Raw genomic sequence first — 25,454 nt, forward strand, 5'->3', positions numbered from 1 at the left:
GATGACCGTCGTCGACAAGATCGCGCCGGAAGGGAATGAGGCCGGGGCGCGCACACCGCCCCGGCCCACCCTCCGTCACCGGCTGAGCCGGTGGGACGTCAAGGTCTCGCCGTACCTCTACATCGCCCCGTTCTTCCTCGTGTTCGGGATCGTCGGGTTGTTCCCGCTGCTCTACACGGCGTACGTGTCGCTGTTCAGCTGGGAGGCGGGTGACGACGCCCCGGACTTCATCGGGCTCGACAACTTCAAGGAACTGTTCGCCGACACGCAGTTCTGGAACGCGCTCGAGAACACCGTCAGCATCTTCCTGCTCTCCAGCGTTCCCCAGCTGATCATCGCGGTGCTCCTGGCCGCGTTGCTCAGCGCCAGGCTGCGCGGAGCGACCGGATGGCGCGTCGGTGTCCTGCTCCCCTACGCCGCCAGCCTGGTGGCGCTCGGGATCATCTTCGCGAATCTGTTCGGACCGAAGTACGGCCTGGTCAACGGTCTGCTGCAGACCCTCGGCCTCGACCCGGTCGACTGGCAGGCCGGGCGGTTCAGCAGCCACGCCGCGATCGCGATCATGGTGAACTGGCGCTGGACCGGGTACAACGCGCTGATCGTCCTCGCGGCGATGCAGGCGATTCCCAAGGAACTGCACGAGGCCGCCCTCATCGACGGCGCGGGCACGGCACGCCGGTTCTTCAGCATCACGCTCCCGTTGCTGAAGCCGACGCTGGTCTTCGTCACGATCACCTCGACGATCGGCGGGCTGCAGATCTTCACCGAGCCCAAGCTGTTCGACGCCATGCCGGGGTCGAACAACGGCGGTTCGTCCAACCAGTTCCAGACCGTGACGCTGTACCTGTACCAAACGGCCTTCGAGAACTACGAACTCGGCTACGCCTCGGCGATCGCGTGGGTGCTGTTCGTGATCATCGTGCTGATCGCGCTGGTCAACTTCTTCCTCACCGGCAGGCTCGCGGCGGTGAAGAAGAAATGACCAAACCACGCCGGTCCACCTACATCGTGCTCACGATCTTCGTACTGGGCTCGCTTTTCCCGTTCTACTGGTCGTTCCTGGTCGCCAGCCGGGACAGCGGGATGCTCACCGAACGCGTCCCGCCCTTCCTGCCCGGCGGGAACTTCTTCGCCAACGCGGCGCGGGTGTTCGACACGGTGCCGTTCTGGAAGGCGCTCGCGAACAGCCTGCTCGTGTCCGGCACGGTCACCCTCACCACGGTGCTGTTCTCGTCGCTGGCCGGGTTCGCGTTCGCCAAACTGCGGTTCCGCGGCCGGAACGGGTTGTTCGTGTTCATCGTCATCACCCTCGCCGTCCCGACCCAGCTCGGCATCATCCCGCTGTTCATGGCGATGTCGGAGTTCGGCTGGGCGGGCGGGCTGCAGGCGGTGATCGTGCCCAACCTGGTGACCGCTTTCGGCGTCTTCTGGATGCGTCAGTACACGGTGGACGCGGTGCCGTACGAACTGATCGAGGCGGCGCGGGTCGACGGCTGCAGCATGATCCGGATCTTCTGGAACGTCTGCCTGCCCGCCGTCCGCCCGGCGGCGGCGATCCTGGCGATGTTCACGTTCATGACGTCGTGGAACGACTTCCTCTGGCCGCTCGTGGTGCTGGACGCCGGCAACCCCACCGTCCAGCTGGCACTGGAGAAGCTGCAGAGCGGTTACTACGTCGACTATTCACTGGTGCTGGCCGGAACCACCTTGGCCACCATCCCGATCCTCATCGTCTTCCTCCTCCTCGGCCGCCAGATCGTGGCCGGGATCATGCAAGGTGCCGTGAAAGGGTGACCATGTCCGCTCATCCCGACAGTGTCCGGGCGAAGACCGCGCTGCTGTTCCCGCCCGGATTCGTGTGGGGCGCCGCCACCGCGGCCTTCCAGGTCGAAGGGGCCACGGCCGCCGACGGGCGGACCGATTCGATCTGGGACGTCTTCGCCCGCCGCCCCGGCGCCGTCGTCGGCGGCGACACCGGCGAACCGGGCGCCGACCACTACCGGCGCTACGCCGAAGACGTCGACCTGATGCGGCGGCTCGGGCTCGGCGCGTACCGGTTCTCCTTGTCGTGGCCGCGGATCCGGCCCGACGGCGGTGAACCGAATCCGCGCGGGCTCGCTTTCTACGACCGGCTCGTCGACAGGCTCCTCGAAGCCGGTGTCCAACCCTGGGCGACGCTGTATCACTGGGATCTCCCCCAGGCACTGGAAGACGAGGGCGGCTGGGCCTCGCGCGAGACCGCCTTCCGGTTCGCCGAGTACGCCGAAACGGTCGTGGCGCGGCTGGGCGACCGGGTGGCGAACTGGTCCACGCTGAACGAGCCGTGGTGTGCCGCGATGCTGGGCTACGCGGGCGGGATCCACGCTCCAGGGCGGCAGGAGCCTCGCGCCGCCGTCGCCGCCGCGCACCATCTCCTACTGGGCCACGGACTCGCGATGGACGTCCTGCGACGGCACGCTCCGGCGGCGTCCTCGGGGATCACGCTGAACCTGTATCCGGTGTCGGCGAACGATTCTTCGTCCACTGTGGACGCCGAGGCGGCCCGCCGGGTCGACGGTCTGCAGAACCGGCTCTTCCTGGACCCGGTGCTGCGTGGCTCGTACCCCGCCGATCTGGTGGCCGACCTGGCCCCGCTCGGTTTCGAAGACCTGGTGAGGGAAGGGGACCTGGCCACGATCGCGGCGCCGATCGACTGGCTGGGCATCAACTACTACCGCGGCTACCACGTCGCCGGGACTCCCCTGCCCGGCAGCGAACCGGCGGGCCCCGACTGGCTCGGCGTCCCCGACGTCCATTTCGTCCCGGACGAAGCGGCACCGCGCACCGACTCCGGCTGGGAGGTGCAACCCTCGCGGCTCACCGAATGCCTGCTGCGAGTGCACCGCGACTACCGGCCGATTCCGCTCTACATCACCGAAAACGGCGCTTCCTACCCGGACGCCCTGATCGGCGGGGACATCGCGGACACCGATCGGATCGCCTTCCTCGACTCGCATCTGCGCGCCGCGTACGAGGCGATCGAGGCGGGCGTCGACCTGCGCGGGTACTTCTATTGGTCGCTGCTCGACAACTTCGAATGGGCCGAGGGGTACGCCAAGCGGTTCGGCCTCGTGCACGTCGACTACGCGACCCAGCGGCGGACACCGAAACAAAGCGCGCTCTGGTACGCACGGGCGATCAGCCTCAACGGGCTGAGCTGACGGCCGGGTGTCCTGCGGGGTCCTTTCGTCCGGAAAGGACCCCGCAGGTCGCTTACCCGCGCTTCACCGAAGCCGCTGCCCGTTCCTCGGCCCGCCGGTCCAAGCCGTCGGACTCGAGGGCTCGCGGGGCACGAGCGGCGTGGAACCCGTTGACGCAACCGGGTACGTCCGCGACGGAAGAGCAGTTGTCGGGCCGGTTACCGCTCACCGCGGCCCCGTTCACCAGCGTGACGTGTCCATCGAGCGTGTAGATGCCCCCGGCGGACGCGGGTGAGGGCCAGGAGCCTGCTCCCGGCTCACCCGCGGCGTTGTCGCCGACCTTCGTGCCGTCGAGGGTGAGACTGTCGCTGAAGACGCTGAGCCCGCCGCCCCTGCCTCCATAGCCGGACATTCCGGCGTAGCCACCCGGCCCCGCGACACCGGCGTCGCCCCCGCGACCCGCCTGGTTTCCGGAGATGTCGCTACCGGTGATGACCGGATTCAGCAGCACACCTCTGCTGGTCGACATCATCACGCCGCCGGCCACACCGCCGCTGCCACCGGATCCGCCCGAGCCGCCATCGACGCCTCCCGCACCACCCTGACCACCGTTCCCGGCGATGTTGCCGGTGATACCGCCGCCGTCCATCCGCAGGACGGTGCCGCTGAGCGCGTCGACACCGCCCCCGAAACCGCCCGAGCCACCCCGTCCACCCGGTTTGGCGGCCGCGCCGTCACCGCCCCGGCCACCGGCGCCGGAGGAATTGCCGCGGATCGAGCTACTCGTGATCGCCACTGTCACCGGTGGGGAACCGTAGGAACTGATACCACCGCCGGAACCTCCTCTGCCACCGTCACTCGCGCCGGTGGTGGCGGTGGCGTCGGGACCAGGAGCACCCGAGCCCGCGGTGTTGCCGGTGATGACGCTGTCGGTGATGGTCAGTGGGCCCCAGTTGTCGATGCCGCCGCCCGAGTTCCCCGGATTCGGCTGTCCATAGGCGTTGACGCCGACACCGTCGGGAGCGTGACCGCCGGCGATCGTGATCTCGTGCAGAGTCAGGTCGCCCCAGTTCGAGATGATCCGGAACTGGGGAGCGTCCTGAGCACGGGCGATGGTGGCATGGTTGCCGTTGATGGTGAGCTTTCCCCTGATCAAGGGCAGCCCGGCACTCTGGCCGGCATCGGCGGCCGCGGTGAGGGTGTAAACGCAGTTCGCCGCCAGGGAAAGCGTGTTCGGCCCGAAGCCGGCGCTGGCCGTGGCGACCGCTTGGACCAGCGCGGCGGCGTCACAAGGAACGGCGACTTCGGCGGCCTGCGCCGGCGGAGCGACCAGGGCGAACGCCCCCAGTGCGATTACCGTGGTCGCGACTCGTCTTCGGGATCTTGCGCTGGGCGTCATCAAAGAACCTCTCGGATCGAAGAAATGGGCGATGACGATCTCGCGGCGGCTGGAACCCCCAGTCACGAAACCGTCACTCGACGAACATTAGAAGTGCCGCTCACACGCCCTCAATTGATATGATCGACATCACATCACATTCATCGCGGGTACCGCTCACCGGAAACCTTCGCGGTCAAAACAAAGAAACGGAAATCGTATCCGCGCGAATCCGAATCGCCGTTCATCGCGTTGTACACGGCACATCGGCCCGCATTTCGCATCTGCACGGCGGGATCCCCGAGCGGACGCCGGCCGATCTTGTTATGGTGGACGGGTAGCCGATCAACGAACGTGGAGACCAGACGTGGCAGGTGAAGACGACATCTCCGGGTGAGCCGGAGTTGCCAGGCCACCGGCAATGATGCCGAGGTGGCCTCTTTGTCGTCCCCTCCAAGCCACGTCCACCGCGGTGCTGCCTTGACGCGCCCGCTGTCTTTCACGAGGTCATTCCATGTCAGACGCCTTTGTCGTCGTATCCGCCTTGTCCTTCTCCTGGCCGGATGACACCCCTGTCTTCGACGACCTGTCCTTCACCGTGCCCGGTGGCCGCACCGGCCTCGTCGCGCCCAACGGGGCGGGCAAGAGCACGCTTCTCAAACTGATCGCCGGCGAGCTGCGGCCGGTCTCCGGGTCGGTCTCGGCGCAGGGCGTCCTCGGCTACCTGCCGCAGTCGCTGCCGCTCACCGCCGACCTGAACGTGGCCGAGGTGTTGGGCATCGCACCACAGCTCGCGGCCCTGAGCGCCATCGAGTCCGGCGACGCGAGCGACGAGCACTTCACCACCATCGGCAACGATTGGGACATCGAGGAGCGCACCCGCGCCCAGCTCGACAGGCTCGGCCTCGACGGCATCTCGCTGGAGCGGAGCCTGCGCACGTTGAGCGGCGGGCAGATCATCTCCCTGGGCCTGGCCGCGCAGCTGCTGAAACGGCCCGACATCCTGCTGCTGGACGAACCGACCAACAACCTCGACCTCGACGCCCGCCGCAAGCTCTACGGCGTGCTCGAAGACTGGTCCGGTTGCCTGCTGCTGGTGAGTCACGACCGGGAACTGCTCGACCGGATGGACCGGATCGCCGAACTCGACCGCGGCGATCTCCGTTACCACGGCGGAAACTTCACCCAGTACGAAGCGGCGGTCAAGGCCGAACAAGAAGTCGCCGAACGCAATGTCCGCAGCGCCGAACAACAGGTGAAACGCGAGAAGCGGGAGATGCAGCAAGCCAGGGAACGAGCCGACCGGCGAGCGGGCAACGCGGCCCGCAACCTCGGCAACGCCGGCCTGCCGAAGATCTTCGCCGGGACCATGAAACGCAACGCCCAGGAGTCCGCGGGCAAGGCGAACGAGACGCACGCCGCGCGGGTCAGCGACGCGAAGAACCGCCTCGACGAGGCCGAACGGTCCCTTCGCGACGATCAGAAGATCTCGCTGATCCTGCCGGGTACCAACGTCCCGGCAGGACGCACGATGTTCCACGGTGAGCACCTCCAAGTCCGCTACGACGGCCGAAACGTCTTCGCGGGCGAAGGAGTCGACCTGACGATCCGCGGTCCCGAGCGGATCGCACTGACCGGTGGCAACGGCACCGGCAAGTCGACGCTCCTGCGGGTGCTCAACGGAGATCTGGAGCCCGACGGCGGCGTACTGAAGCGAGCCGAAGGCCGGATCGCGTACCTCTCGCAACGGCTGGACCTACTGAACCTGGACCGGACCATCGCCGAGAACTTCGCGGCGTTCGCCCCCGGCCTCCCCGAGTCGCAACGGATGACGCTGCTCGCCCGGTTCCTGTTCCGGGGCGCGCGCAGCCAGCTCCCCGTCGGCGTGCTGTCCGGGGGTGAGCGACTGCGAGCCACCCTGGCCTGCGTCCTGTTCGCCGAGCCCGCGCCTCAGCTGCTTTTACTGGACGAACCGACGAACAATCTCGACTTGGTCAGCGTCGGGCAGCTGGAGAGCGCGCTCGGGGCGTATCAGGGGGCTTTCGTGGTCGTGAGCCACGATGAGCGGTTCCTGACCGAGATCAAGGTGGATCGGCGGGTGCGGTTGGCCGGCGGGGTTCTCGTGGAGTCCTGAGATTGCGCCGGCGGTGTGTGGCGGACGTGAGTGTTAGGGACGGTTCTAACACTCACGCCACCCTACGAAGCAAGGCAGCCATTGCGCATCTAGTCGACTAAATACGATGGTCGTTGCTCGGTGTCGCGCCGGATAGCGGCGTGATTCTGGCGGATTCACCCGTCAGTGCTGAATCCGCCGGTGGCGGGTGGCGGACGTGAGCGTCAAGGACGGTTCTAACACTCACGCCACCCTACGAAGCAAGGCAGCCATTGCGCATCTAGTCGACTAAATACGATGGTCGTTGCTCGGTGTCGCGCCGGATAGCGGCGTGATTCTGGCGGATTCACCCGTCAGTGGTGAATGCGCCGGTTGTGTTGTTGCTTAAAATTACGAACACCTGTTCGACAGATGTGCGGTATTGTTGTGGGGTGTCCGAGACCTTTCTTCCCGAACTGCCGCAGGAGCTGTGGCGTGCCGGCAAGCTGGAGCTTGCCCATGGCGTGCTGCAGTTCCTGCAGATGATGCGGATCGCCTCCGCCGGGTTGGGGCGGTATCTGGCGGAGATCGAGTCCCGGGGCGCGAAAGACCTCTACGGCTACGGCAGTACAGCAGCGTGGTTCGCTGACGTGGCCGGGTTGTCGCGGGGCGAGGCCGGTCCGATCGTGAGTCAGGCGATCGCGCTGAACCCGACCCGAGCACTGGACGACACGGAGGTTCCGGCGGTGGCTCCCGCTACGGGTGCGGCTGCCGCCGAGGGCGCTATCGGGAGTGAACGGATCAAGCAGATCCTGGAGATTCTGGCTCGGATTCCGTCGGATGTGTCGGTGGAGGATCGGGAGTGTGCGGAGAAGACTCTCGCTGATCTGGCGCGGGACGCCGGTCCTCGGCAGGTGTCGAAGCTCGGGGACAACCTGCTCGCGTGGCTCGACCCTGATGGGAACGAACCCAAAGACCCCGAACCCAAGCAACCCAGCCGTGAAGTCACCCTGGAGCGCCGCAAGGACGGGTTCTGGACACTGAACGGCCTCCTCGACGACGAACTCGGTGCCCGCACCGCCGCCGCCCTCGAGGCCTACGCGGCACCACGCCCGATCGACGAATCCGGCCAAGCCGATCTACGCACCACAGCCGAACGCCAAGGCGACGCCTGGGCCGAACTCCTGGACCTCGCGGTCGCCTGCCCCGACCAGCCCGGCACCAACGGCTACCGCACCCTGATCCACGTGACCATCGGGCTCGAGGAACTCAAGACCGGGCTCGGCACCGCCTGCGTAGACTTCGTCGGAAAAATGACCGCCCGCGAAGCACGCATGGCCGCCTGCGACTGCCTGATGTTGCCGATCGTGATGAACGCGGCTGGGGAGCCGCTGGATGTGGGACGGTTGAAGCGGTTCGTCACCCCAGCGCAACGCCGAGCCCTCAACATCCGTGACGGGGGCTGCGCGTTCCCCGGCTGTCATCGGCGGCCGCGGAACTGTCACGCCCATCATATTGATCATTGGGCAGACGGCGGGCCCACGGATCTCCGGAACCTGGTGTTGCTCTGCGGTTTCCACCACCGCCTGATTCACCACGGGGACTGGCAAGTCCGGATGGCAGCCGACGGGTTACCGGAGTTCATCCCACCCCAATACCTGGACCCGCTACGAAAACCCCGGCGCAACACCCTCCACCGCGCCACCGCATAACCCCGAGGAGCCCGCCACCCCCACCGGCGACGGGCCCCTCGGCATGCCCACACCACCCACACAAGGCCAGACCCAGCCGACAACCAAATACCGGTCCGCCAGAACCCGACTCACCACTCACAACCACCCGGAGGCCGCGAAAGCCGATCCTCCGACAGAAGCACACCCGATCGCGACTAGGACTTCGTCGGAACCATGGCCGCCTCATACTCCCCATCGTGATGAACGCGGCAGGTGAGCCACTGGACGTGGGACGGCTGAAGCGGCTCGTCACCCCAACCCAACGTCACCTCCTCAACATCCGCGACCAGGCGGCCCACGAATCTCCGGAACCTCTGCGGCTTCCACCACCGCATGACCCGAGAAGCCCGCCACCCACGCCGGAGACGGGCCCCTTGGCAGAAATCCCCAGACAGCCGCCGCGAGGCCCACCGAGAGGAAACCCCGAACCGATCAAACGCCGCCAGAGAAAGACTCAACGCGTTGGTCACCACGACAAAAGAAAAGGTCCCGCTTCCGCTCAGCGAAGGCTGGGGGTTCCTGCGAGCAGAAGCGGGAGTTTATGGCCGATACGGTGGGCCGCCTCTCGGCGAGTGGCACGACATGGCTCCGGCCGAACCGGTATTCCATGAAGGCGGAGGTTGAGGCCCGGGGGCACCATCCGTACCGACACTCTCTACAACGCACGACCGCTCGAAATGTTCCCCCACACCAAGCCCTGACCGCTGTGACCCGCGTCAACACACGAATGCGGGAACAGCCGTAAACAAAAGACCCGCTCCCGCTCAGCGAAGGCCTGGGGGTTACCTGCGAGCGGAAGCGGGAGCAGAACGTCGATACGGAGGGCCGCCTCTCGGCGAATGGCACGACATGGCTCCGGCCGAACCGGTATTCCATGAAGGCGGAGGTTGAGGCCCGGGGGCACCATCCGTACCGACACCCTCTACAACGCACCACCGCTCGAAATGTTCCGGCCGAAAACAGTGACGCGCGTCAACAAACGCTCAGCAGGGCGGCGGAACCTGCTCGACGAGTTCGTCCGGGGCGGACAGCCGCCAGGCCTCGTAGACGAGTTCGATCAGCTCGTCGGACTCGATACCGTCGAGCTGGACCACCACCCAGCCGAAGCCCCCGGAAGTGAACTGCACTTCGAAGACGTCCGGCCGCTCGGCGACGAGCGCTTCCTGCTCGGACAGGGTCTGCTTCAAGCCGACGGTCTGGGTCCGCGGCCAGTAGTACCCGAACCGCTTGCCACGAACGCTGTACGACTCCCACTCGGTCGCGTCGGAACGCTGGACGTCCGCGAGCGTCTCCAGCATCCGGTGGAACTCGTCACTCCGCACACTCACCTGAAACCCCCCAACTCGGCGGCCACAGTCTAAGCGAACCGGCCGACGGGGCCGGGAGCCCGGGCCGACTGTCCGAAGTGGACAAAGGTTCGACGCCACCCCTCCCGAGGCGGTAGGTTCGCGGTGAGTCCACTCGACCTGGGGAGCTGCGGAATGGACCGTCCGGTCACGGCGGCGGAACTGTTCGACGCCATCGGTTCCGCCTACGAGGACGCCTTCGGGCGGGCACCGGTGGTCGACAAGGCGGTGCGGCAGCTGGTGGACGCGCTGCCGCCGTCGTCGAGGGTGCTCGACATCGGCAGCGGAACGGGCAGGCCCGTCGCGGAGAAGCTGTCCGCCGCCGGTCATCGGGTGACCGGGCTCGACGTGTCGCAGGTGATGATCGACATCGCCCGCGAGCAGGTCCCCGACGCCACCTTCGTCCACGCCGACGTGCGCGAATGGACCTCGCCGCCCGAGTCCTGGGAGGCGGTTTGCGCCTTCTTCCCGTTCCTGCAGATGCCGCGCAAGGACACCGAGGCCGTGCTTGCCCATGTCGCGCGCTGGCTGGTGCCCGGCGGCCTGTTCGCCCTGGTCACCGTGCCTCGGGACGCCGAGGACGTGCCGGCGGAGTTCTTCGGCCGCACCTTCCTCGAGACCAGTTTCGCGCCGGATGACCTCGTGCGGCGGGTCGGGGCGGCCGGGCTCGAGGTCATCGGGACACATTCGGAGCTCTTCACCGCGGACGAGCCGGGGACGCCTCCGGAGGAACACCTGCTGATCACGGCGCGTCGCCCGGGTTAGCGTTGCGTTCATGCCGGTCATCAGCGTGATCACCCCGGTCCACCCGCCGAGCCTCCCGTATTTGACCGAGGCGTACGAGTCCCTCGCCGCGCAGGAACTCCCGCCGGGCTGGGCCTGGGAGTGGTTGGTGCAGGAAGACGGCGAGACCGGTCTGCTCGACGGCGTGCTCCCCACCGACGGACGAGTCCTCCCTGGTTCCGGCCGCCGAGGCGGCCCTGGGGTCGCGCGAATGATGGCGCTGTCCCGCGCCTCCGGGGAGCTGATCAAGGCGCTCGACGCGGACGACGTCCTGGCGCCTGGCGCGCTCGTGCGGGACATCGCGGCGCTCGAGGATCCCGCGATCGGCTGGACCACCTGCCGCGTCCTCGACCTGTTCCCGGACGGGACCACGGCCGGCGTCGACAGCGATCCCGAGGAAGGGCCGATCGAATGCGGCGCGATCCTCCGGTACTGGCAACACAACGGCTACGTGTCTTCGGTGGTGGCCGGGACGCTGTGCATCCGCCGCGAACTGCTGCTGGAACTCGGCGGCTGGATGGCGCTGCCCGCGTCGGAGGACACCGGGCTGGTCCTCGCCGCGAACGCCTCTTCCGACGGGTACTTCGTGGCCACCTGCGGTATGTACTACCGGAAATGGCCGGGTCAGGTCACCGCGTCCGCCGCGCACAACGACGACGCGGAACGGCTCGCGCGGATGAAACTGATCGAGGAGCGCGCCGAGATCATGTTGGCACGACGACGATGTCCAACAGCGCCTTCGCACACAGATCGCGGGTCTGATCCCGGGTCAGCCGCCGGTACTTGAGCCAGTCGAGGCAGACCGCGACGACGAAGGCCAGCCAGCCGCGGACGATCACCCTCAGGGTCTCCGGCGGCTCGGCGTCCGGGCACAGGACCGCCAGGATCCGGCGTCCCTGTTCGGCGAAATTGTTGTCCAGGACGTCCCGGACGTCGTCGACCGCGATGGCCGTACCCGCGTGCAGCGCCCGGTACCCGTCCTCGTTCGCTTCGACGTAGCGGAGATACGCGTCGAGTCCCGACAGCAACTGCTCCGCGACGGGCAGCGTGGGATCCGTCCTGGTCATGGCGAGCAGGCGTTCGCCCTCGGCCTTGATGACCTCGGTGACGAAGTCCCGTTTCGTCGGGAAGTAGTGGTAGAGCAGCCCTCGGGACACCTCGGCGATGTCCGCGACCTGCTCGATCCACACGTCGTCGTACGGCCGCTCCGCGAACAGGCGGGCACCGATCCTCAGCAGCTGTTCCCGCCGCTCGGCGGTGCTCAGCCTGCTGCGGGGCCTTCCGGAAGCACTCGGCGCCATTCGAGCATCGTACTTACTTGACACGAGTTCAGTAACACGCCACTCTCGCTATTGGATGCCGATTCAACAGTGCTCACCTGGAGGGGCCCGATGGCCACCGCTCTCCCCCATCCCCCGCGCCGGATCCCGCTGATCGGCGACGTGCTCGGCGTGTCACCGAAGACCCCGGTCCAGGACTCGATGCGGCACGCCGCCGAACTGGGCCCCGTCTTCGAGCGCAAGGTGTTCGGACGCCGGATCGTGTTCGTCCACGGCGCCGGGATGGTCGCCGACCTCTCCGACGAGAAACGGTTCGCGAAGCACGTCACGCCCGCGATCTCGAACCTGCGCCCACTCGGCGGCGACGGGCTGTTCACCGCGCACAACGAGGAGCCGAACTGGCGGCGCGCGCACGAGATCCTCGCGCCCGCGTTCAGCCGCAACGCCATGCAGCGCTACCACCCGACGATGCTGGCGATCACCCGCGAACTGCTGGGCACGTGGGATCGAGGCGGCGAGGTCGACGTCGCGGACGACATGACGAAGCTGACGCTGGAGACCATCGGGCAGACGGGGTTCGGCTACAGCTTCTCGTCGTTCGAACGCGCCGAACCGCATCCGTTCGTCGCCGCGATGGTCCGCACGCTGCGGCACGCGCAGCGAACGGCGATCCAGCCGCCGGTCATCGGCCCGCTGCTCAGCCGCAAGGCGAACAAGCGCAACGAGGCCGACCTGGCCTTCCTCCACTCGGTGGTCGACGAGGTCGTCGAAGCACGCAGGGGCGACACGAGCACCGAAGACCTGCTCGGGCTCATGCTCAACACCACGCAGCCGAGCACGGGCGAGGCGCTGGACGAGGTCAACATCCGGAACCAGATCATCACCTTCCTCGTGGCCGGGCACGAGACCACGTCGGGCGCGCTGTCGTTCGCCCTCTACTACCTCGCCCGGAACCCGGACGTCCTCGCCCGCGCGCGGTCCGAAGTGGACAAGGTCTGGGGCGAGAACCCGGATCCGTCCTACGAGGAGGTCGCCAAGCTCCGCTACGTCCGGCGAGTGCTCGACGAGGCGCTCCGACTCTGGCCGACAGCTCCCGCGTTCGCGCGCCAGGCACAGGTGGACACCGTCGTCGGCGACACGTACCAGGTGCGGAAGGGGCAGTGGGCGCTCGTCCTCATCCCGGCACTGCACCGCGACCCCGTCTGGGGAGAAGACCCCGAGGCGTTCGACCCCGACCGCTTCGCCCCGGATCGCAACCGTGCCCGTCCGGCGCACGTCTACAAGCCTTTCGGCACCGGAGAGCGCGCCTGCATCGGTCGGCAGTTCGCCCTGCACGAGGCGACGCTGGTCCTCGGCATGCTGCTGAGCCGCTACGACCTGCGCGGAGACCCGTCCTACCAGCTGGAAGTGCAGGAGCTGCTGACGCTGAAGCCGAAGGGCTTCAAACTCGACGTCTCCCTCCGCGAACGCGCGGAGGTGGGGGCGGCTCCCTAGGCGCCGGGCTTGAGCAGCTCGTCGAAGAGGGCGTCCACCAGACCGCGGGGAACGCTCGCCCCCGTCAATGCCCGGTAGACGACCGGGCCGACGACGGCGTCGATCGTGGCGTCGAGGTCGAGCCTCGGTGAGACCTCACCGGCCTCGATTCCGCGCGTGAGGAGGTCACGCTCCAGCTCGCGACGCGGATCGAGATAGCGGCTGTGGAGGCTCCTGGCCGTTTCGGGGTTGTGCTGCGCCTCGGCGATGAGAGCGAGCAGGACCTTGCCCGCCGGGTCTCGGGTGACGAAGCGTGCGAAACCGCGGAAGTAGCCGCGGATACTGTCCTCTGTGGACTTCTCCACCGGGACGGGGAAGCGCTTTTCGCTGTCCTCGATGAGCGTGTCGAGCAGGATCTCGACCTTCGACGGCCACCAGCGGTAGATCGTCTGCTTGGCGACGCCCGCCCGGCGCGCGATCGCCTCGATGGTCAGCCGGGCGAAGCCGTGCTCGACGAGCAGGTCGTCCGCGGCATGGAGCACGGCGAGGCGGGCGGCTTCGTCGCGCTGGTTGCCGGAGCGCACCCTGGGGGGCTGCGAGTTCGCGGCGGGCATGCGGACCACAGTACCGGTCGGCGCGGGCGGGCACGACAGCTACCGTGCTACTGTCTAGACGCAACGTCGCGTCTAGACAAATCCTCGAACTTCAAGGAGTTTCAATGTCCGACACCTCAGGGCGGCAAGCCCTCGTCATCGGCGCCTCCCGCGGGCTGGGGCTCGTCCTCGCCGAGGAACTCACCCGGCGCAGCTGGCGAGTGATCGCCACGGCCCGCCAAAACGGTGGCGAACTGCGGGCGAAGGCCGACGCTTCGAACGGGCGGCTGCGGGTCGAATCGTTGGAGATGACCAGTGACGACCAGCTCGCCGCCCTGCGCGAGCGCCTGGACGGTACCGAGCTGGACCTGCTGTTCGTCAACGCCGCGATCGATCGCGGGAACCTGCCCATCACCGAGGTCTCGACCGAGACGTTCGCCGAAGTGATGATCACCAACGCGTTGAGCCCGCTTCGCACCGTCGAAGCTCTTCGCGATCTGGTCACGCCCGGCGGCACCGTCGCGGTCATGTCCTCCAGGCAGGGCAGCGTCTCGCTGAACACCCGGCCCGGCTTCGAGCTGTACAAGGCCAGCAAGGCCGCGCTCAACCAGTTGATGCGCAGCTACTCCACCCGGTATGCCGAGGACGGGCACACCAAGCTGCTCATCCACCCCGGCCACAACCAGACGCCGCTCGGTGGCCCCGGCGCTCCCCTCTCCCCCGCGGAGAGCATGCCCGCCGTCGTCGACGTCCTCGAAGCCCAGGCAGGCGCGAAGGGGTTGCAGTTCCTCGATCTCTACGGCGAGGTCGTGCCTTGGTAGCGGCCGGTCACATCTTCCTCCCGGGATCCGTCAGTGCGGTGGAAGCAAGACGAAAACCCTGGAGGAGAACATCATGGAAGCCCGGATCCCGAACCCGGCCCTGTCGAACCCCGCGACGCTGAAAGCCCTGATCGCGTTGGCGGAGTCGACCGGGGACACCGGTGTCCCGAACACCACGCACCACCTCATGCACGTTCGCGCGAGCCAGATCAACGGCTGCAGCGGCTGTCTGGAGATGCACACCAAGGAAATGCGCAAGGCGGGCGAGTCCGACGAGCGGATCTTCACCGTCGCCGCGTGGCGTGACACGGCCTTCTTCACCGACGCCGAACGTGCGGCACTCGCGCTGACGGAGGCCCTCACCCGGATCGCGGACCGGGCCGACCCCGTCGACGACGACGTCTGGGACGAAGCGGCTCGCCACTACGACGAAAAGCAGCTCTCGAGTCTGGTCCTCTCCATCGCCGCCATCAACACCTGGAACCGGCTCAACGTCGCCACCCGGCAGATCGCCGGCGCCGCCTGAGCGCCTTACCTGGCCTGCCGCAGTTCCACGCAGCACTCGGCCGCGCCGGGAGCGAGGACCGCTTCCACGTTCCCGGCGCGCACGCCGGTCAGGAAACCGGCCAGGAAGGCCTGGTTGAGCCCGCAGACCAGCTCCGGGGCCTCGGCGGCCAGCGGATGGAACGGGCAGTTCCGCAGCCGGACGCAGGTGGTGGCGTCCCGGCTCGGCTCGAAGCCGTAGCGGCGAAGCATCCCTTCCGCCACGGTGAGCGCGCGTTCCACGCCGAGCCTGCCCGGCCGGGTCCGCGCGCGCTCCTCCTCGCCCGCCGCGAAGCCGCGCTCCCCCGCGACCCGCAGCACGGCGTCCCGCGCGGTCTCACCGGTGCCTTCGGCGAGCACGGCCTCGGCGAGGATGGCCGCCAGGATCTCGTGCCGCCGCGCGGGAAGCTGCACCTGGATGGCCTCGTCGACGGGTTCGTAGACCTTGGGCTTGCGCCCCACCTTCACCACCGGGCCCGCCGCGAAGCCGAACTTGAGCAGCCCCGCCGCCACGAGCTTGTCGAGATGGAAGGCGGCGAGCTTCCGGGAGATCCCGACCGCGGCCGCCGCTTCGTCCCGGGTCACCGGACGCCGCGCGCCCCGGGCGAAGGCGTACATGCCCCGGCGGAGGTCGTCGTCGAGTGCCGCCACCGCGGCGATGGATGGGGCGTCGAGGCCGTCCGGATCGGACACTGTCACGTACACCACGATATCGCCCATCTCAGTCGGCGGAACATCCAGAACTGCGGATCTACCATGTAGGCTGAACCGGCGGGCGGTAAAAAGCCCAAAAAGCTTAGTCGAATAGCACTGGGGATCGCGGTCAGCCTAGGAGGCCTTATGTCCACTCCAGCCTTGCGTGTCGTGCACGAAACCGGGCCGGGGCCGGACCTGGAGGCCGCCGAGGCCGCCGCGGCCGATCTCCTCACCGCGCTGGGCATTTCACTCGACTCCGAGAGCCTCCGCGGCACCCCTGGCCGGATGGCCCGCGCGTACGCCGAACTGTTCACCCCGCGGCCGTTCGACCTCACGACCTTCCCCAACGACGAGGGCTACGACGAGCTCGTCCTCGCGAGGGGGATCCCGGTCCGGTCCGTCTGCGAACACCACCTGCTGCCGTTCGTCGGTGTCGCCCACGTCGGCTATCTGCCCGGCGAGCGGATCCTCGGCCTGTCCAAGCTGGCCAGGATCGTCGAGCACTTCGCCTGTCGCCCGCAGGTTCAGGAACGTCTCACGAAACAGGTCGCCGACTGGCTCGACGAGCAGCTCGAGCCGCGCGGTGTCGGCGTGGTGATCGAAGCGGAGCACTCGTGCATGACGCTGCGCGGTGTCCAGGCCGCCGGTTCGAGCACCGTCACCTCCACCTTGCTCGGCACGTTGCGCGAAGACGCCCGCTCGCGCCAGGAGTTCTTCGCCCTCACCGGCATCAACGGCTGACAGCGGGCTCTTCCGCGTAGGCCGCGGAGACGACCTCACGGTCGAACACCCGCCAGGTGAGCACGGAAACGATCATCGCCACCACGAAGCCCACCCAATAAGGCGTCGTCAGGCCGAACTCGGAAGCCACCACGCCGCCGAGCAGCGCGCCGAAGCAGGTCCCGCCCGCGACGATGAACAACGTGGTGCTGCCGACGCGGCCGAGCATCTCCGGCGGGGTGAGCCGCTGACGCAGGGAACTGCCGACGATGCCCCACAGCGCGCCGTGCACCCCGAACAGGAACAACACCACCCCGACCACCGGCGCGCTCGTGCTCGTCGCGAGCACGAGATGGGTCCCGGCCTCGATCAGCAGCCCGATCCGCAACGTCCAGGTCGGCGTGCACCAGGCGATCAGCCGGTCGCCCGTGACCGAGCCGAGCAGCCCGCCCACCGCCATGCAGGTGAAGAGCAGGCCGTACCCGACGGCCTCCAGCTGGAGCCGCTCCTTGGCCAGCAGCACCAGTATCGAGGTGGCGGCGACGAGCGTCACGTTCAGCAGGCCGATCAGCCCGACCATGGTCCGCAACAGGCGCTGACCCGCGAGCCAGCGGAACCCTTCGGCCACCTCCGACCGGATCGAGCGCCGCTTCACCGGCTCGCCGGGGCCGCCGTCGGGCCGTGGCCGGTAGGCGCCCGCGATCAGCCCGAGGAGAAGCGCGCTGACCGCGTACGTGCCGGCGTTGACGTAGAACGGGATGCTCGCCGCGACACCGAACAGGAATCCGCTCAGCGGCCCGGAAAGCATGCCGTGGGTCAAGGTCGTCCCGGCGTACAGCCGCGCGTTCGCCCGCTCCAGCAACGCCTTCGGGACGATCGAAGGCAGCATGGCCCCGCTCGCCGTCCGGAACACGACCTCGCCCGAGTTGATCACGAAGAGGACGGCGTAGAGCAGGGCGACACCGGCGTTCCCCGTCGTGATCGCGACAGCCAGCAAGGCGACGGCGGGGACGCGGATCCAGTCGAGGGTGATCATCAGCTTCCGCCGGTCCACCCTGTCGACGAGCACCCCGCCCGGCAGCGAGAAGAGCAGCCACGGCAGCCACGCCACCGCGAACCCGCCCGAGACCACGAGTGGCTCATCGGTGCGGGACGCGATCAGCAGAGGTGCCGCCACCGTCGCGAGACCGCTGCCCAGCGCGGATGTCGTGCTCGCCGCCCAGAGTTTGGCGTACCTGCCGTCCAGCCGTTCCCCCGTCATCGGATCAACGTAGCGAGCGGTGACCGAGCGGAGGCGGAGTTTCACCCACAGCTGAGCGGCCGCCCTCTAGACTGCCCTTCCGTTCGGCCTTGGGAGGGGAGCACGGATGGTGCTGGTGCGCGACGTCGATCCGTCGATTCTGCTGGTGAACAAGGCACCAGGCGAAAACCCGGGACCTTATCTGCCCAGGGACATCGACCCGTTGCTCAGCGCCGCGCTCGCGAACAGGCATTTCACTCTCGTCGTCCACGAGGTCTACTCGGGTGCGAGACGAACGGCCTGGGAAGCCCTGGCCGCGACGTACGCGGAAACACAACTGGTCATCGAGCCGGAGATCGACGAACTCGTACTGGACCGGTTCGGCGGACCGGCAGTCCTCTGGCTGGACCGGAAGCTGCCCCAGACCCTCCGACGCGATCCCACTGCGGTTGCCGCCTGGTTGAGAAGGTATCCCGAACGCCGGCTTCTGGGGCTCGTCGACGCGAGCCGGTACGACCACCCGGAACTGCGCGCGGCGATCGATCGTCTGGAGCCGACGGTCCTCCGCATCGGCCCGGATCTCTCCGCCGGGGAACGCGCGAAGGCCGAGAAGATGTTCCCGGGAGCGGGATCCATCCGCACGATCGACGAACTCGCCGTCGCGCGAACACCCGCCGCTGCCGAGAACACCGAGCCGGATCTGTTCGCCGCCCACGTCGCCGACTACCGGCCCGACACCGACGACGGCGTCGATCGCCTCGGTATCGGCCCCGACGTGCGCATGCTCGCCGACCTGGTGGTCTCCAGAATGATCACCCCTCCCCTGTCGATCGGCCTGTTCGGCAGCTGGGGTTCCGGCAAGAGCTTCTTCATGCGACAGATGCAGCTGCGCGTCCGCGAGCTCGCCGATTCCGCGCAGGAGGCCGAAACCGTGGCCGGCACGCACGGGAAGGCCGTGTCGTCCTACTGTTCGAGCGTCCGGCAAATCAGCTTCAACGCCTGGCACTACAGCGAAGCGAACCTTCTCGCGAGTCTCGCCACCCACATCTTCGACAACCTCGCCGCCAGCGGCGCCGAGAACGACCTCCAGCGTCAGGCCGACGCGCTCGCGGAACGCCGCAAGACCGAGAAAACCCTCCTCGGCAGGCTCAGCGCGGTCCGCCTCGAACGCAGGACCTTGACGGCCCGGCAGAAACAAGCGAACCGAAGGCGACGGAAGCCACGCGAGTACGTCCGTGCGGTCTTCGACAGCCTCACCGAAGCGGACAAGGCCTGGATCGCGTCCAGGCTCGGCGTCGACCAGCCGACCGCCGAGGATCTCGAACGGCTGGCGCAGGAGACCGGCGGGCTGCGTTCGGACGTCGCCGAGTTCTGGCGGCGGCTGCGGCAGGATCCGGTTCCGTTGCTGGTCCTGATCGGCGGGCTGGTGATGGTCCTGGTCGTCACGTTGCTCGTCGGCCGGTCCCAGGTTTCGGGGGTACTCGGCGGGCTCACCGTGATCAGCTCCGCGCTGACCGTCGTCCTGCGGATGCGCGCCAGCGCGGGCCGGATCCACCAGGCGCTCGACAAACTCGGTGGTCCGTCCGAAGAGGACGAAGAGACCGAGCGGCGCCTCGCCGAACTGGACGCCGAATCCGACAGGCTCGAGAAAGCGGTCACCGAACTCGCGCCCGGGCTGGATCTGGTGTCGTTCGCCGAGTCCCGGGTTTCGGACTACGTCGAACATCTGGGCGTGGTCTCGTTGCTGCGCAAGGATCTCGAGACGTTCGCGACCATGCTCGCCGAGGTGCCGCACGGTTCCGGGAAGATCGAACGGACCGTGCTCTACATCGACGACCTCGACCGCTGCCCGCCCAAGGTCGTCGTCCAGGTGCTCGAAGCCATCCACCTCCTGCTGGCGCTGCCAGTGTTCGTCGTCGTGGTGGGCGTCGATTCCCGGTGGCTGAAGAGAGCCGTCGAGCAGCACTACGAAGAGATGCTCGGCGACGATCCCGAGACGTTCGCCGAGAACTATCTCGAGAAGATCTTCCAGGTGCCGTTCACGTTGTCCCCCATGGACGATCCAGGGTTCGCGGGGCTCGTGCGCGGGCTCGCCGCCACCGAGGGTCAGGACGCCACGCCGGTGCCGGAGCCCGCCGAACCGGTTCAGGCCACCGGCGCCCCGGCGGGACTGTTGACCGCTCCTCCTCGCGAGGACGCACCGGAACCGTCGTCCGAACAGTCCACAATAGACCTCCGACCTCCTCGACTGGTGATCTCGCCGTCGGAGCTGGACTTCCTGGCGACCCTGTCCCCGCTCGTCCGGTCACCGCGGGCCGCGAAACGACTCCTGAACCTCTACCGGCTGCTGCGGGCGCGCCTCGCCGGCGAGGACTTGGCCGAGTTCCTCGCCGACGGCGACCGCGAGGCACCGTTCCGCGCGGTGCTGGTCCTGCTCTCCGTACTCGTCGGGTATCCGGAGGTGGCTTCCTGGTTCTTCGCCACCCTCGACGGGCTCGACCCCGACGACGGCGCGCTCGAGATCGTGCCGTCACTGAACGACCACGAACTCCGGCCGAAGGTCGAGCGCGGCATGGAGGGCGGCACATGGCCGGAGCTGGCCGCGTCCTATCAGCGCTGGTTGCCGCTGGTGAACCGGTTCTCGTTCGCCCGCGACGACTGATTCCGCGACCGCTCGATGTCGGGTCCCCGGTAGAGCCGCTCCGGGATCCGCGCCAGCGTCGACGGATGGACCTGCGGGCCGAGTCCGTACAGCTTCTGGAAGCTCATGATCAGCGGCCGCCACCGGTCGGGGTCGATCCGGTCTTCGGTACCCGGCATCCGCACCTCGTCGTGGACGTGGACGCGCTGCACGCGAACCTCGAACACGAGGACACCGCCGCGTTGTGCCTCGTCGTCCTCGGCGAGGGGATGGACGGCCTCGACCACGGCCTCCATCGTCACCGGGCATTCCGCCACACGCGACGGCCGGACCGTTTCCGAGGCGACCGGGGTCAGGCCCGCCCTGCCGAACTTGTCCGCTTCGTGCCGGTAACCGCGCTCGTACTTACGGGGCGGGACGGGATCCGACCCGGTGGTCAGGGCCAGCTCGTCGACGGCGGCCGCCAGATCGACGGAAGGGAGATTCAGAACACATTCACGGTTGTGCATGAGATTCTGCGCGGTCTTGGATTTCGCGCCCAGTCCGAGCATGCCCCGCCACCCGAGCCAGAACGCCGACGACATCGGGGCCAGGTTCGGGGAGCCCTCCTGGTCGACCGTCGAGAGGAGCACCACAGGGGTGCCGAAGTAGAGGATGCCGGGCTCAATACGGGTGTGCGCGGTCTCGGCCGCCGACGTCGTAACTGTCACGTCCGTCAGCTTCGCCGCCCCGCGCGGCGGAGGCTGGCGTGAATCGGACATCGCGATCGACACCGTCGACAGACGGCTTTCCGCCGCCGGAGCGTTTACCCTTTTCGCAGTGGTTCCCTTGGACCGGCGCGAACCCGGCGTCGTTCGGAGTATTGCGTTCGGCCGATTGCTGGTAGGTTCGCCGAACTCGATCGACGAAGGAGGCGCCGGCAGCTGCCCGGTCAACACCCGAACGCGCGTGGTGAGGCGAATCGCATGCGAGACGATGTGGTCCAGGCGAGCTCGATTCTCGGGCATGCTCCCGGCCAGGTTTGGGAAGTGATCGGCGATCCCGAGTCCTACTCGAGGTTCGTCGCGGAGATCAGCTGGTGCGAGATCCGGCAGCCCGCCGAACGCGGGCGCGGTCCGAAGTGCGTCATCCGCCTGGAGCCGCGGGCAGGCCGGCTCGTCGCCGGTGACATCGAAGCCAGGGTCTGGCGGCCCGGCGAGCACGTCGTCTGGTGCGGTGTCGAGGACGACGGCAACTGGGTCTCGGTCGAGCTGAGGCCCGCTCCCGACAACGGCACGGAACTCGTGGCGCAGCTGATGCTTCCGGCTCCGCATTCGCATCTGGTGTCCGCCGCGTCGTTCAAACGTTCCGTCCGCGCGGTGGCCCGCCGGATCGATCTGCACCTTTCCGGCCGGGCGATGTCACCGCAGGAAGAACCGGCGCACACCAAGGCCACCACACTGCACACGGCCAGCACGCTGATCAAGGCCGGGGTGCTCGCCGCCGCACGGCCGGACAAGATCGCCAAGCAGCTCACGTCGCTTTCGCAGTGGGGCGCCACCGTCGCCGGCGGCTACACGGCCAACGCGGCCCGCGTGCCCGAAGACGTCGCGCTGCACGACGAACGCAATGTCCGGACGTTCAAACAGACGGCGGACCGCAGCAACCAGCTCGCGAACGCGCTGGCGGCGCGCGGAGTCCGTTCCCGTGACCGGATCGCCTTGCTGTGCCGCAACCACGCGACGATGGTCGAGTCGCTGATCGCGTGCAGCAAACTCGGCGTGGACGCGATCCTGCTCAACACCGGGCTTTCCGCGGGCGCCGTCGCGGACGTCATCGGTCTGCACAAACCTGTCGCGGTACTCGCCGACGACGAGTTCTCGCGGATCATCGCCGACATCCCCGGCGATTTCCTGCGGCTGTCCACCTGGCCGGAAACCGAGAACGGCTATCCAACGATCGATCAGCTGATCGCGGGGGTGCCCGCCACCAAACTCAAACCGGTGGACCGGATCGGCAGGCTCGTCGTCCTCACCTCGGGCACCTCGGGAACCCCCAAGAGCGCACGACGGCCGACGCCGAAAGGCCTCGCGACGTCGGCCGCCATGCTGGACCGCATCCCGCTCCACTCCGGTGACCGGTTCGTGGTGGCCGCGCCGCTGTTCCACAGCTGGGGCTTAGCCGGGATGCAGATCGGGATGGCCGTACGCGCGTCCTTGTCGCTCATCCGCCGGTTCGACGCCGAAGAGATACTGAGGACCATCGCCGAACACCGCTGCGGCGTGCTGTTCGCCGTCCCGATCATGTTGCAGCGCATCCTGGACCTGCCCGAACGGATCCGCGCCCGCTACGACCTCTCGTCGCTGCGCATCGTCGCGAGCAGCGGATCCGCGCTGCCGGGGCCGATCGTCACCGAGTTCATGGACACCTTCGGCGACGTGCTCTACAACTTCTACGGCTCCACGGAGGTTTCGTGGGCCAGCATCGCCACACCCGAAGACCTCCGCGCCGCGCCGACCACCGCGGGCCGCTGTCCGCCGGGCACCCGCGTCGCCATCCTCGACGACGACCACAACCGGGTCCCGCCGGGCTGGGAGGGACAGATCTTCGTCGGCAACGACATGCTGTTCGAGGGCTACACCGACGGTGCCAGCGTGCCGCGCGCCGAAGAACTGATGGCGACCGGCGACGTCGGATACCAGGACGCCGCCGGACGTCTCTTCGTCACCGGCCGGGCGGACGAGATGATCGTTTCCGGCGGGGAGAACGTGTCCCCCCGCCCGGTCGAAGAGGCCATCGTCGCGCTGCCCGGCGTCCACGAAGCGGCCGTGATCGGCGTGCCGGATCGCGAGTTCGGGCAACGGTTCGCGGCCTACATCGTCCCGAAACGGGGCGCCCGGATGAGCGCGGACGACGTCCGCGCGTACATCCACCACCGGCTGGCGCGCTTCGCGGTGCCGCGGGACGTGTACTTCGTGGAGGAACTCCCCCGGAACGCGACCGGGAAGGTGCTCAAGCGGTTGCTGAAGGACGAGACCTGGCCGATCGACCAGTGACGTCCTTTGTGGACTGACTCGTGGCTTCGCGACATCAGGGTGGCGGCGAGGTGCGGGCAGGCGTTGCGAAAGCCACTTTCGCAACCTTCACCGTTGCGAAAGTGGCTTTCGCAACGCACCCCCAGCCCCCTCACAGCCCGGCATCTTTGCCTTACCCCTCACGACCCGGTCCGCGACCGCTCAGGCCGGAGGCGGCAGCGGCGAGACCGAGGCGATGCAGTACTGGTCGTTGGCTTCCCGCCGGACCTCCATCATCGCGGTGAAGTCCGTTTCGTAGTTCAGTGTTCCGGTCATGGTCACCGAAATCAGGTTCGGGCTCACCTGCTTCGGATCCTTGGCCGAGAGCGAAGCGTTCCTGTCGCCGAAGGCCTTCGCCGCGGTCCGGACCGCGGCCTTGGAATCCGCGCAGGCCGCCTCGGCGGCCTTGTCGGCCTCGTCGCCGAACACAGCGAGCATGAACTTGCCCGCCAGCACCGGGCCCCAGTCGAGGCTGAGCGGAGTCTGGGTCGCGCTCGCCGAGTTCGAGGACTTGCTGTCGCTCAGCAGGAAACCGGGCGCCACGAAAGCGAGGATCACGAAGACGACCACCACGAGCGCGCCACCACCGGCGATCAGCCCGATCATCAGGCCGTTGCCCTTCTTCGGCGGCGGTTGCTGTCCGGGGAACTGCGGCCCGCCGTAGCCCGGCGGCGGATAGCCCTGCTGCGGATACTGCTGCTGGGGGTACGGCTGCTGGGGATAGCCCTGTTGCGGCTGTCCCTGTCCCCACTGCTGCCCCGGCGGTCCCTGCGGATACGACATCGACGCTTCCTTCCCCGAAGACCCTGTCCGGCGAATCTACCGTCCCCTTCGGACGGTCAAAAATCAGCTCACCTGCCTTTACACTCGCCGTATGAAACGACTGGCCGTCGTGGTCTTCAACGGGGCGTCGCTCGGCGCGATGTCCTTCGCGTTCGGGGTGTTCGAGATGGCGTCGGCTTTCGGGGAACTGCCGGACCTCGAGCTCAAGGTCGTCGGAGGCGAACCGGGCGCCGCGTTGCGGGGTGGCGGCCTGACCGTCCCGGTGCCCGAGGACCTCGACGCCGTCCGGGACGCGGATCTGGTGCTGGTCCCGAACTGGCGGTCGCCGATGGAGGATCCGCCGGAAGCCGCGCTGGAGGCACTGCGCACGGCGCACGACAGGGGCGCCCGGGTGGCCGGATTGTGCAGCGGCGCGTTCGTCCTGGCCGCCGCCGGGCTGCTCGACGGACGCCCCGCGACGACGCACTGGGCGATGGCGCCGCTGCTGGCCGCCCGGTTCCCCGCCGTCCGCCTCGACGAGTCGGTGCTCTACATCGACGACGGCGACATCCTGACCGCGGGCGGCGGCGCCGCGGGCATGGACCTCGGCCTGCACCTCATCCGCTCGTGGTGCGGAGCGGAGGTGGCGAACCGGCTGGCCAAGGGCATGGTCGTCCCGCCGCACCGGCCCGGTGGGCAGGCGCAGTACATCGAATCGCCGATGCCGGAACTCGACGAGGGCGATCCGGTCTCGGAGACGATGGCCTGGGCGCTCACCCGGCTGGACACCGCGCTCCCGGTCGACGAACTCGCCAGGCGGGCGCATATGAGCAGGCGCAACTACGACCGCCGGTTCCGGGAGATCACCGGCGCCGCCCCCGGCACTTGGCTCACCCACCAGCGGATCATCCGCGCCCAGCAACTGCTCGAATCCACCGATCTCCCGGTCGACGAGATCGCCAGGTACTGCGGGTTCTCCTCCTCAGCCGCGCTCCGGCCGCATTTCCGGCGGCAGGTCGGGGTCACCCCGGTGTCCTATCGGGAGACGTTCGGGACCCGGCTCGGCGTCCTCGAGCCGATGCTGGCCTGAACGGGCTGTCTCAAAACTGACGCCGGTTGGC

Annotated in this window: 22 protein-coding genes; 14 read left to right on the forward strand and 8 right to left on the reverse strand. The window is 68.0% G+C overall.

The window, feature by feature from the left end; translation table 11 throughout:
• The first annotated feature begins 1 nt into the window (after nt 1).
• From HDA45_RS02110 to HDA45_RS02120, 3 genes are read left to right on the forward strand one after another with little or no spacing between them, the layout of a single operon-like run.
• Nucleotides 2-982 (forward strand): carbohydrate ABC transporter permease, encoded by a 981-nt coding sequence (locus HDA45_RS02110; protein WP_184891618.1) that lies wholly within the window; start codon nt 2-4, stop codon nt 980-982.
• Nucleotides 979-1,794 (forward strand): carbohydrate ABC transporter permease, encoded by an 816-nt coding sequence (locus tag HDA45_RS02115; protein ID WP_184891619.1) that lies wholly within the window; start codon nt 979-981, stop codon nt 1,792-1,794. The genes HDA45_RS02110 and HDA45_RS02115 overlap by 4 nt, the downstream gene beginning before the upstream one ends.
• A complete protein-coding gene (locus tag HDA45_RS02120) occupies nt 1,791-3,200 on the forward strand; it encodes a GH1 family beta-glucosidase (RefSeq protein ID WP_378317891.1) in 1,410 nt (469 codons plus the stop codon). Before HDA45_RS02115 ends, HDA45_RS02120 begins: the two co-directional genes overlap by 4 nt.
• A 52-nt stretch (nt 3,201-3,252) precedes the next feature.
• Here the strand turns inward: HDA45_RS02120 and HDA45_RS02125 are convergent, their stop codons facing one another.
• Nucleotides 3,253-4,578 (reverse strand): hypothetical protein, encoded by a 1,326-nt coding sequence (locus HDA45_RS02125; protein ID WP_184891620.1) that lies wholly within the window; start codon nt 4,576-4,578, stop codon nt 3,253-3,255.
• 493 nt (nt 4,579-5,071) lie between these two features.
• Between HDA45_RS02125 and abc-f the strand changes: the two genes are divergently transcribed.
• Both abc-f and HDA45_RS02135 read left to right on the forward strand, forming a co-directional pair.
• Nucleotides 5,072-6,691, forward strand: a complete 1,620-nt coding sequence (gene abc-f, locus HDA45_RS02130; protein WP_184891621.1) for a ribosomal protection-like ABC-F family protein — start codon at nt 5,072-5,074, stop codon at nt 6,689-6,691.
• Between the two features lie 410 nt (nt 6,692-7,101).
• Complete coding sequence (locus HDA45_RS02135; protein ID WP_184905209.1) at nt 7,102-8,361, forward strand: DUF222 domain-containing protein; 1,260 nt, start codon at nt 7,102-7,104, stop codon at nt 8,359-8,361.
• 1,004 nt (nt 8,362-9,365) lie between these two features.
• Here the strand turns inward: HDA45_RS02135 and HDA45_RS02140 are convergent.
• A complete protein-coding gene (locus tag HDA45_RS02140) occupies nt 9,366-9,710 on the reverse strand; it encodes an MmcQ/YjbR family DNA-binding protein (protein WP_184891622.1) in 345 nt (114 codons plus the stop codon).
• A 153-nt stretch (nt 9,711-9,863) separates the two neighbouring features.
• On the opposite strand from HDA45_RS02140, the gene HDA45_RS02145 reads away from it, so the two are divergent.
• Complete coding sequence (locus HDA45_RS02145; RefSeq protein WP_184891623.1) at nt 9,864-10,493, forward strand: class I SAM-dependent DNA methyltransferase; 630 nt, start codon at nt 9,864-9,866, stop codon at nt 10,491-10,493.
• Between the two features lie 10 nt (nt 10,494-10,503).
• Nucleotides 10,504-11,298 carry a glycosyltransferase gene (locus HDA45_RS02150; protein WP_184891624.1) on the forward strand — a complete coding sequence of 265 codons (795 nt, stop codon included), beginning with the start codon at nt 10,504-10,506 and terminating at the stop codon, nt 11,296-11,298.
• Here the strand turns inward: HDA45_RS02150 and HDA45_RS02155 are convergent.
• Nucleotides 11,216-11,812, reverse strand: a complete 597-nt coding sequence (locus HDA45_RS02155) for a TetR/AcrR family transcriptional regulator (protein WP_184891625.1) — start codon at nt 11,810-11,812, stop codon at nt 11,216-11,218. The genes HDA45_RS02150 and HDA45_RS02155 overlap by 83 nt on opposite strands.
• Nucleotides 11,813-11,902: 90 nt before the next feature.
• Here HDA45_RS02155 and HDA45_RS02160 point away from each other — a divergent pair, with 90 nt between their 5' ends.
• On the forward strand, nt 11,903-13,285 hold the full coding sequence (locus HDA45_RS02160; protein ID WP_184891626.1) for a cytochrome P450: 1,383 nt from the start codon (nt 11,903-11,905) through the stop codon (nt 13,283-13,285).
• Here HDA45_RS02160 and HDA45_RS02165 read toward each other — a convergent pair.
• Nucleotides 13,282-13,878, reverse strand: coding sequence for a TetR/AcrR family transcriptional regulator (locus HDA45_RS02165; protein WP_184891627.1), 597 nt, complete (start codon nt 13,876-13,878; stop codon nt 13,282-13,284). The two genes, HDA45_RS02160 and HDA45_RS02165, sit on opposite strands and share 4 nt — an antisense overlap.
• A 104-nt stretch (nt 13,879-13,982) precedes the next feature.
• Between HDA45_RS02165 and HDA45_RS02170 the strand changes: the two genes are divergently transcribed.
• Both HDA45_RS02170 and HDA45_RS02175 read left to right on the forward strand, forming a co-directional pair.
• On the forward strand, nt 13,983-14,678 hold the full coding sequence (locus HDA45_RS02170) for an SDR family NAD(P)-dependent oxidoreductase (RefSeq protein ID WP_184891628.1): 696 nt from the start codon (nt 13,983-13,985) through the stop codon (nt 14,676-14,678).
• A gap of 73 nt (nt 14,679-14,751) precedes the next feature.
• Nucleotides 14,752-15,204: a carboxymuconolactone decarboxylase family protein gene (locus HDA45_RS02175; protein WP_184891629.1), complete on the forward strand. Its 453-nt coding sequence runs from the start codon at nt 14,752-14,754 to the stop codon at nt 15,202-15,204.
• A 5-nt stretch (nt 15,205-15,209) separates the two neighbouring features.
• On the opposite strand, the gene HDA45_RS02180 is transcribed toward HDA45_RS02175, so the two are convergent.
• The gene (locus HDA45_RS02180; RefSeq protein WP_184891630.1) at nt 15,210-15,941 is read right to left on the reverse strand and encodes a helix-turn-helix transcriptional regulator; all 732 of its coding nucleotides are present in this window, start codon (nt 15,939-15,941) and stop codon (nt 15,210-15,212) included.
• 120 nt (nt 15,942-16,061) lie between these two features.
• On the opposite strand from HDA45_RS02180, the gene folE reads away from it, so the two are divergent.
• Nucleotides 16,062-16,658, forward strand: a complete 597-nt coding sequence (gene folE / locus HDA45_RS02185) for a GTP cyclohydrolase I FolE (protein ID WP_184891631.1) — start codon at nt 16,062-16,064, stop codon at nt 16,656-16,658.
• On the opposite strand, the gene HDA45_RS02190 is transcribed toward folE, so the two are convergent.
• On the reverse strand, nt 16,648-17,898 hold the full coding sequence (locus tag HDA45_RS02190) for an MFS transporter (RefSeq protein ID WP_184891632.1): 1,251 nt from the start codon (nt 17,896-17,898) through the stop codon (nt 16,648-16,650). The genes folE and HDA45_RS02190 overlap by 11 nt on opposite strands.
• A 106-nt stretch (nt 17,899-18,004) precedes the next feature.
• On the opposite strand from HDA45_RS02190, the gene HDA45_RS02195 reads away from it, so the two are divergent.
• Nucleotides 18,005-20,539, forward strand: coding sequence for a P-loop NTPase fold protein (locus HDA45_RS02195; RefSeq protein ID WP_184891633.1), 2,535 nt, complete (start codon nt 18,005-18,007; stop codon nt 20,537-20,539).
• On the opposite strand, the gene HDA45_RS02200 is transcribed toward HDA45_RS02195, so the two are convergent.
• Complete coding sequence (locus HDA45_RS02200) at nt 20,488-21,279, reverse strand: flavin reductase family protein (protein ID WP_246480586.1); 792 nt, start codon at nt 21,277-21,279, stop codon at nt 20,488-20,490. The genes HDA45_RS02195 and HDA45_RS02200 overlap by 52 nt on opposite strands.
• 204 nt (nt 21,280-21,483) lie before the next feature.
• Between HDA45_RS02200 and HDA45_RS02205 the strand changes: the two genes are divergently transcribed.
• The gene (locus tag HDA45_RS02205) at nt 21,484-23,553 is read left to right on the forward strand and encodes an AMP-binding protein (protein WP_184891634.1); all 2,070 of its coding nucleotides are present in this window, start codon (nt 21,484-21,486) and stop codon (nt 23,551-23,553) included.
• A 180-nt stretch (nt 23,554-23,733) separates the two neighbouring features.
• Here the strand turns inward: HDA45_RS02205 and HDA45_RS02210 are convergent, their stop codons facing one another.
• A complete protein-coding gene (locus tag HDA45_RS02210; RefSeq protein WP_184891635.1) occupies nt 23,734-24,354 on the reverse strand; it encodes a hypothetical protein in 621 nt (206 codons plus the stop codon).
• 91 nt (nt 24,355-24,445) lie between these two features.
• On the opposite strand from HDA45_RS02210, the gene HDA45_RS02215 reads away from it, so the two are divergent.
• Nucleotides 24,446-25,423 carry a GlxA family transcriptional regulator gene (locus tag HDA45_RS02215; RefSeq protein ID WP_184891636.1) on the forward strand — a complete coding sequence of 326 codons (978 nt, stop codon included), beginning with the start codon at nt 24,446-24,448 and terminating at the stop codon, nt 25,421-25,423.
• Nucleotides 25,424-25,454 lie beyond the last annotated feature (31 nt).

The organism is Amycolatopsis umgeniensis, assembly GCF_014205155.1.
Taxonomy (GTDB): domain Bacteria; phylum Actinomycetota; class Actinomycetes; order Mycobacteriales; family Pseudonocardiaceae; genus Amycolatopsis; species Amycolatopsis umgeniensis.

Excerpts from the sequence above, each read along its gene's own strand:
- HDA45_RS02110 (WP_184891618.1), top strand. The coding sequence starts at position 2 with ATGACCGTCGTCGACAAGATCGCGCCGGAAGGGAATGAGGCCGGGGCG.
- HDA45_RS02115 (WP_184891619.1), top strand. The coding sequence starts at position 979 with ATGACCAAACCACGCCGGTCCACCTACATCGTGCTCACGATCTTCGTA.
- HDA45_RS02125 (WP_184891620.1), bottom strand. The coding sequence starts at position 4,578 with ATGACGCCCAGCGCAAGATCCCGAAGACGAGTCGCGACCACGGTAATC.
- abc-f (WP_184891621.1), top strand. The coding sequence starts at position 5,072 with ATGTCAGACGCCTTTGTCGTCGTATCCGCCTTGTCCTTCTCCTGGCCG.
- HDA45_RS02145 (WP_184891623.1), top strand. The coding sequence starts at position 9,864 with ATGGACCGTCCGGTCACGGCGGCGGAACTGTTCGACGCCATCGGTTCC.
- HDA45_RS02150 (WP_184891624.1), top strand. The coding sequence starts at position 10,504 with ATGCCGGTCATCAGCGTGATCACCCCGGTCCACCCGCCGAGCCTCCCG.
- HDA45_RS02155 (WP_184891625.1), bottom strand. The coding sequence starts at position 11,812 with ATGGCGCCGAGTGCTTCCGGAAGGCCCCGCAGCAGGCTGAGCACCGCC.
- HDA45_RS02160 (WP_184891626.1), top strand. The coding sequence starts at position 11,903 with ATGGCCACCGCTCTCCCCCATCCCCCGCGCCGGATCCCGCTGATCGGC.
- HDA45_RS02165 (WP_184891627.1), bottom strand. The coding sequence starts at position 13,878 with ATGCCCGCCGCGAACTCGCAGCCCCCCAGGGTGCGCTCCGGCAACCAG.
- HDA45_RS02170 (WP_184891628.1), top strand. The coding sequence starts at position 13,983 with ATGTCCGACACCTCAGGGCGGCAAGCCCTCGTCATCGGCGCCTCCCGC.
- HDA45_RS02175 (WP_184891629.1), top strand. The coding sequence starts at position 14,752 with ATGGAAGCCCGGATCCCGAACCCGGCCCTGTCGAACCCCGCGACGCTG.
- HDA45_RS02180 (WP_184891630.1), bottom strand. The coding sequence starts at position 15,941 with ATGGGCGATATCGTGGTGTACGTGACAGTGTCCGATCCGGACGGCCTC.
- folE (WP_184891631.1), top strand. The coding sequence starts at position 16,062 with ATGTCCACTCCAGCCTTGCGTGTCGTGCACGAAACCGGGCCGGGGCCG.
- HDA45_RS02190 (WP_184891632.1), bottom strand. The coding sequence starts at position 17,898 with ATGACGGGGGAACGGCTGGACGGCAGGTACGCCAAACTCTGGGCGGCG.
- HDA45_RS02195 (WP_184891633.1), top strand. The coding sequence starts at position 18,005 with ATGGTGCTGGTGCGCGACGTCGATCCGTCGATTCTGCTGGTGAACAAG.
- HDA45_RS02200 (WP_246480586.1), bottom strand. The coding sequence starts at position 21,279 with ATGTCCGATTCACGCCAGCCTCCGCCGCGCGGGGCGGCGAAGCTGACG.
- HDA45_RS02205 (WP_184891634.1), top strand. The coding sequence starts at position 21,484 with ATGCGAGACGATGTGGTCCAGGCGAGCTCGATTCTCGGGCATGCTCCC.
- HDA45_RS02210 (WP_184891635.1), bottom strand. The coding sequence starts at position 24,354 with ATGTCGTATCCGCAGGGACCGCCGGGGCAGCAGTGGGGACAGGGACAG.
- HDA45_RS02215 (WP_184891636.1), top strand. The coding sequence starts at position 24,446 with ATGAAACGACTGGCCGTCGTGGTCTTCAACGGGGCGTCGCTCGGCGCG.